Consider the following 5100-nt stretch of genomic DNA (forward strand, 5'->3'; position numbering starts at 1 on the left):
GCACTGGGATACTGCGGGCGAAATCGATCATTGGTCAGGCGCCTTCGACGACCGAAAAGCCTTCGAATTGCGGATGGCCGACATAAGAGGCCTTGGAAGAGCCGGCATTCTTGTGCGCGGCGCGGAAGTTTTCCGACCTGGTCCAGGCACTGAAATCGTCATAGCTCTCCCAGGTCGTGTGGGAGGCGTAGAGCGTATAGCCTTCGACCTCGTTGACCGGACCGCGCAGCAGATGGAACTCGCGAAAACCCTTCATCTCATGGAGGGTCGAATCGCGGTTCTTCCAGATGTCTTCGAATGCGGTTTCTGTGCCGTTCTGGACCTTGAAGCGGTTCATTGCGATGTACATGGCATCTTCTCGCAGGATGTGTTTTCGTCAAACCTGAACGGTCTAGCCGCGTCAGAATGCGATTGATCCGCCAAAACCTTGAGATTTCGGCGAAACTTCGTCAGGCCGCTTCGAGATTGAGGTCGATGGCCACGGGGACGTGGTCGGACGGCTTTTCCCAGCCACGCACATGCTTTTCGATCGAGGCCGAGGCGAATCGGTTCGCGGCTTCGGGCGACAGCAGCAGATGGTCGATGCGTATGCCGTTGTTCTTCTGCCAGGCGCCAGCCTGGTAATCCCAGAACGTGTAGACGTCGGGCTGGTCGGTGACCGAGCGCACTGCTTCGGTGAAGCCCAGATTCACCAGCCGCCGGAACGCCTGGCGCGTCTCGGGCTGGTACAGCGCATCGCCGAGCCATACTTCGATGTTGCGAGCGTCGATTGCCTCGGGGATGACGTTATAGTCGCCAGCAAGCACGAGTGCTTCTTCCAGCGCGAGCCGTTCCGCCGCCCAGCGCTCGAGCCGCGCCATCCATGACAGCTTGTAGGGGAATTTTTCGGTGCCGACGGGATTGCCGTTGGGCAAATAGAGCGAAACGACGCGCAGCGCGCCTTTGTCGGTCGAAAAGACACCTTCGATGAAGCGGGCCTGTTCGTCGGAATCATCGCCTGGCAGACCGCGATTGACCTCGTCGAAGCGCAGCTTGGAAAGTATAGCGACGCCGTTGAAACCCTTTTGGCCATGTGTTTCGACGTTGTAGCCAAGCGCTTCGATCTCAAGGCGCGGGAATTGATCGTCGACTGTCTTTATTTCTTGCAGGCAAACGATGTCGGGCGCGCTCTCCTTGAGCCAATGCACCAGGTTTTCGATGCGGGCTCTGACGCCGTTGATGTTCCAGGTCACGATCTTCATGAATTTCACGCGATTATTTCAAATAAATATTGATAGCCTGCGCGGCCGTTCCAGACGATCCTGCACCATCCCTTGGGAGAAGGGAACCGGTCCTCTTCGGCATTCTTTGGACCGGCTGGCAAAAGGGGAACAAATGCCATGTCCAAAAGTCCACATCCTGTGGACGAGGTGCTACCAGCGCCTCGTCTCACCGCGCTTGGAATCCAGCATGTTCTGGTCATGTACGCTGGCGCAATCGCAGTGCCGCTCATCATCGGCCGCGCGCTCAAGCTTGATCCGGAGCAGGTCGCTTTCCTGATTTCCGCCGATCTTTTCGTCTGCGGCGTGGTCACCATCATCCAGTCCTTCGGCGCGACCCAATGGTTCGGCATCAAGCTGCCGGTCATGATGGGCGTCACTTTCGCTGCCGTCGGTCCGATGGTTGCCATGGCCAACGCCAACCAGGGGCCTGACGGTGCCCGCATGATCTTCGGCGCCATCATCGGCGCCGGTATCGTGGCGTTTCTGATCGCACCGCTGGTCAGCCGCATGTTGCGGTTCTTCCCGCCTGTCGTGACCGGCACCATCATCGTGGTCATCGGCGCATCGTTGATGCGCATCGGCATCAACTGGATCTTCGGCAACCCTTTCGGCCCGACCGCGCCCAAGCTTGTTTCGCCCGAACATGCCGAGTGGCTGAAGACGGTGACCGACATGGCCGCCGCCACTGGTTCCACCATTCCGCCGATCCCGGCAAAGCTGGCGCTCACAGCGACCGCCCCGAACGCCGCTTACGCGCCGCTCGTAAATGTCGGCATTTCGGCAGTTGTTCTGGTCTCCATCCTGGCGATTGCCAGGTTCGGCAAGGGGTTCATGGCCAACATCGCCGTGCTGCTCGGCATCGTCATCGGTGGCGTGCTGACGGCGTCGCTCGGCATGATGCATTTCGACAAGGTGGCTTCGGCCGGCTGGTTCGAACTCATCACCCCGCTGCGCTTTGGCATGCCGATCTTCGATCCGATCCTGATCATCACCATGGTGCTGGTAATGATCGTCGTCATGATCGAATCGACCGGCATGTTCCTGGCACTTGGTGACATGACGGGCAGGAAGGTGACGCAGCCGATGCTTTCGGCGGGCCTGCGCACCGACGGCCTGGGCACCATCATAGGCGGCCTGTTCAACACCTTCCCCTATACAAGCTTCTCGCAGAATGTCGGTCTTGTCGGGGTCACCGGCGTCAAGAGCCGCTTCGTTTGCGTGGCAGGCGGTGTAATCCTGATCATTCTCGGGTTGGTGCCAAAGATGGGCGYGCTGGTCGAGGCGCTGCCGACTGTGGTGCTGGGTGGTGCTGGGCTTGTGATGTTCGGCATGGTGGCGGCGACGGGTATCCGCATCCTGTCCAATGTCGACTTCAAGACCAACCGCAACAACCTGTTTGTCGTTGCGGTCTCCATCGGTTTCGGCATGATTCCGCTGGTCGCGCCCGACTTCAAGATGTGGATGCCGCACGACATCCATCCGCTGATCGAATCAGGCATTCTGCTGGCGTCGGTTTCGGCCGTGGTGCTGAACGCCTTCTTCAACGGCACCAAGGAAAATGAAGCCGAAATCCGCGAAGCGGCGATGGCATCTGAAGCCTGATCTTCCAGCTGCATGGAATGGACGAAGGCCGCCTCCGGGCCGCCTTTTTCGTTCAGCTCGGCTTGCGCTCGACAAGCCCGATCGTATTGCCGGCGGGGTCTTTCAGGAAGGCCATCCATTCGGATTCGCCGGCCGGGCCGAACTCGCCGCTTGAATCGCGATGGACCAGCGTCGGTGCGGTGGTGAAGGCGATGCCTCTATCGGAAGCCATTTCGTGGAAGCTGTCGAGGTCAACTATGTCTAGATAGACAGTCGCCTGCGGTATGCCGCCGGTGAAGAACAGCCTGGTTCCACCTGCGATGATGAAGGCGATGCCGGGCGGGTCGTAGCGGGCGTGGACAGGTAGGCCGAGCACGTCGAGCCAGAAGGCAAGCGTGGCGTCGATGTCACGGCCAGCCGAGAGCGCAACCTGACGGAGCGCCCCCACCCGGCGCATGGCTAGACGGAAAAGCTGGTGCCGCAGCCGCAGCCAGCGACTGCGTTGGGGTTCTTGATCTGGAACGACTGTCCCATAAGGTCGTCGACGAAATCGACAACCGAGCCGCCCATGTAGATCAACGACATCTCGTCGACGAGCAGCGTCGCACCGTCGCGTTCGATGGCGACGTCGTCGTCGTTGCGTCCATCGACCAGATCGAATTTGTAGGAAAAGCCGGAACAGCCTCCGCCTTCGACAGAGATTCGCAGCGCGATCTTGCCGGGATCGCCAGCGACAATCTTGGCAATCCGCTTGGCTGCGGCTTCGGTCATGTCGACTTTCATGGCAGTCTTGGCATCAGCGCCCATCGGCGTCACCTTGCTTTCGGTTTCTTATGATAGGTATGAAGCCACCTGTAGCAAGTCAACAGGTGGGGAGTATGGCAGGCGAACGGCAACTTGGCGATATCGGTTTCGGCTATCGGCCACGCGCGGCCTATGCCTGCGATCCTGCGCGCTCGCGTGGGCGCCTGTTCGACGAGGTCGAAAGCCCGACGCGCACGCCGTTCCAGCGCGACCGCGACCGCATCATCCATTCGACCGCCTTTCGCCGCCTCAAGCACAAGACGCAGGTGTTTGTCGCTCATGAGGGCGACCATTTTCGCACACGCCTGACCCATACGATCGAAGTTGCCCAGATCGCCCGCGCTTTGGCGCGCGCGTTGCGCTGCGACGAGGATCTGGCCGAGGCTATCGCACTCGTCCATGATTTTGGCCACACACCATTCGGCCATACCGGCGAAGACGCGCTGAACGAAAAGATGGCGGCCTGGGGCGGTTTCGACCACAACGCCCAATCGCTGCGCATTGTGACCCGGCTCGAACGCCGCTACGCGGAGTTCGACGGGCTCAACCTGACCTGGGAGACCCTGGAAGGACTGGTCAAGCACAATGGCCCGCTGACCGACTCAGCCGGCAAAGGCCTGAATGGCCCGGTACCGCAGGCGATCCGCGACTATTCGGAACTGCATGATCTTGAACTCAACCAGTTCGCCAGCCTGGAAGCGCAGTGCGCGGCGATCGCCGACGACATCGCCTACAACACCCATGACATAGACGACGGCCTACGGGCAGGRCTGCTTACGCTCGACATGCTCGACGGGGTCTCTCTGCCGGCGTCGATTCTGCGCGGGGTGCGCGAGCGCTATCCGGCGCTCGATCCGGTGCGTACCGGTCACGAGTTGATGCGCCGGCAGATCACCCTCTTTGTCGAGGACGTCATTTCGACCGCCACCGCAAAGATCGGGCGCGCCGCACCGCAAAGTGCCGACGAGGTCAGGGCGGCCGGCGAGGTCATGGTGACCTTTTCGGAATCCATGGCTGTGTCGGAGAAGGAGCTCAAAGCCTTTCTCTACCGCAACATGTACCGGCATTCCGAAGTGATGCGGGTGCGCGCCGACGCCGACAAGATCGTGCGTGACCTGTTCGACGTCTATTTCGCCGATCCGCGCGCCATGCCGGAGGGCTGGCGCGAAGGGCTCGATCGGGCCGAAGACCGCATCAAGGCGCGCGCCGTCGCCGACTTCCTGGCCGGAATGACCGACACCTACGCGATCAAGGAACACCGCCGCTTGTTTGACCATACGCCCGATTTGGGCTAGGTCGGACCAAAATCAGCATTTACGTGCAATGTCACTTTGAAGGTGGCTCTGCAGCTCAGTCATCGCCTTACGAAAGCCCCGACAATGAACATATTCGCCGATTTCAACGAGCGGATCACCAAAGCCGTCGAAGCGCTTGAATTGACCCCTAGAGATGG

At 60.3% G+C, this 5100-nt stretch carries 6 protein-coding genes; 2 read left to right on the forward strand and 4 right to left on the reverse strand.

All coding sequences use genetic code 11. From position 1 onward, the window contains the following. Nucleotides 1–34: 34 nt before the first annotated feature. Nucleotides 35–349 carry a heme-degrading protein HmuQ gene (gene hmuQ, locus AC1DUU_RS22485; RefSeq protein WP_476785604.1) on the reverse strand — a complete coding sequence of 105 codons (315 nt, stop codon included), beginning with the start codon at nt 347–349 and terminating at the stop codon, nt 35–37. Nucleotides 350–449: 100 nt separating this feature from the next. After that, a complete protein-coding gene (xth, locus tag AC1DUU_RS22490; RefSeq protein WP_476785609.1) occupies nt 450–1241 on the reverse strand; it encodes an exodeoxyribonuclease III in 792 nt (263 codons plus the stop codon). A 138-nt stretch (nt 1242–1379) separates the two neighbouring features. Here xth and AC1DUU_RS22495 point away from each other — a divergent pair, with 138 nt between their 5' ends. Beyond that, nucleotides 1380–2864, forward strand: a complete 1485-nt coding sequence (locus AC1DUU_RS22495) for a nucleobase:cation symporter-2 family protein (protein ID WP_476785605.1) — start codon at nt 1380–1382, stop codon at nt 2862–2864. A 52-nt stretch (nt 2865–2916) separates the two neighbouring features. Here AC1DUU_RS22495 and AC1DUU_RS22500 read toward each other — a convergent pair whose 3' ends face one another. Both AC1DUU_RS22500 and erpA read right to left on the reverse strand, forming a co-directional pair. Beyond that, nucleotides 2917–3300, reverse strand: a complete 384-nt coding sequence (locus AC1DUU_RS22500) for a VOC family protein (protein ID WP_476785606.1) — start codon at nt 3298–3300, stop codon at nt 2917–2919. A 2-nt stretch (nt 3301–3302) separates the two neighbouring features. Continuing rightward, entirely contained in the window at nt 3303–3650 is a 348-nt protein-coding gene (gene erpA / locus AC1DUU_RS22505; protein WP_476785607.1) for an iron-sulfur cluster insertion protein ErpA, read from the reverse strand. Nucleotides 3651–3721: 71 nt separating this feature from the next. Here erpA and AC1DUU_RS22510 point away from each other — a divergent pair, with 71 nt between their 5' ends. After that, the gene (locus AC1DUU_RS22510; protein ID WP_476785608.1) at nt 3722–4942 is read left to right on the forward strand and encodes a deoxyguanosinetriphosphate triphosphohydrolase; all 1221 of its coding nucleotides are present in this window, start codon (nt 3722–3724) and stop codon (nt 4940–4942) included. Nucleotides 4943–5100: the final 158 nt, after the last annotated feature.

This window comes from Aminobacter sp. P4_H6_2 (genome assembly GCF_056400805.1).

What these genes read in the sequence shown, in the direction of transcription:
- xth (WP_476785609.1), bottom strand. Translation starts at nt 1,241, where the DNA reads ATGAAGATCGTGACCTGGAACATCAACGGCGTCAGAGCCCGCATCGAA.
- erpA (WP_476785607.1), bottom strand. Translation starts at nt 3,650, where the DNA reads ATGGGCGCTGATGCCAAGACTGCCATGAAAGTCGACATGACCGAAGCC.
- AC1DUU_RS22500 (WP_476785606.1), bottom strand. Translation starts at nt 3,300, where the DNA reads ATGCGCCGGGTGGGGGCGCTCCGTCAGGTTGCGCTCTCGGCTGGCCGT.
- hmuQ (WP_476785604.1), bottom strand. Translation starts at nt 349, where the DNA reads ATGTACATCGCAATGAACCGCTTCAAGGTCCAGAACGGCACAGAAACC.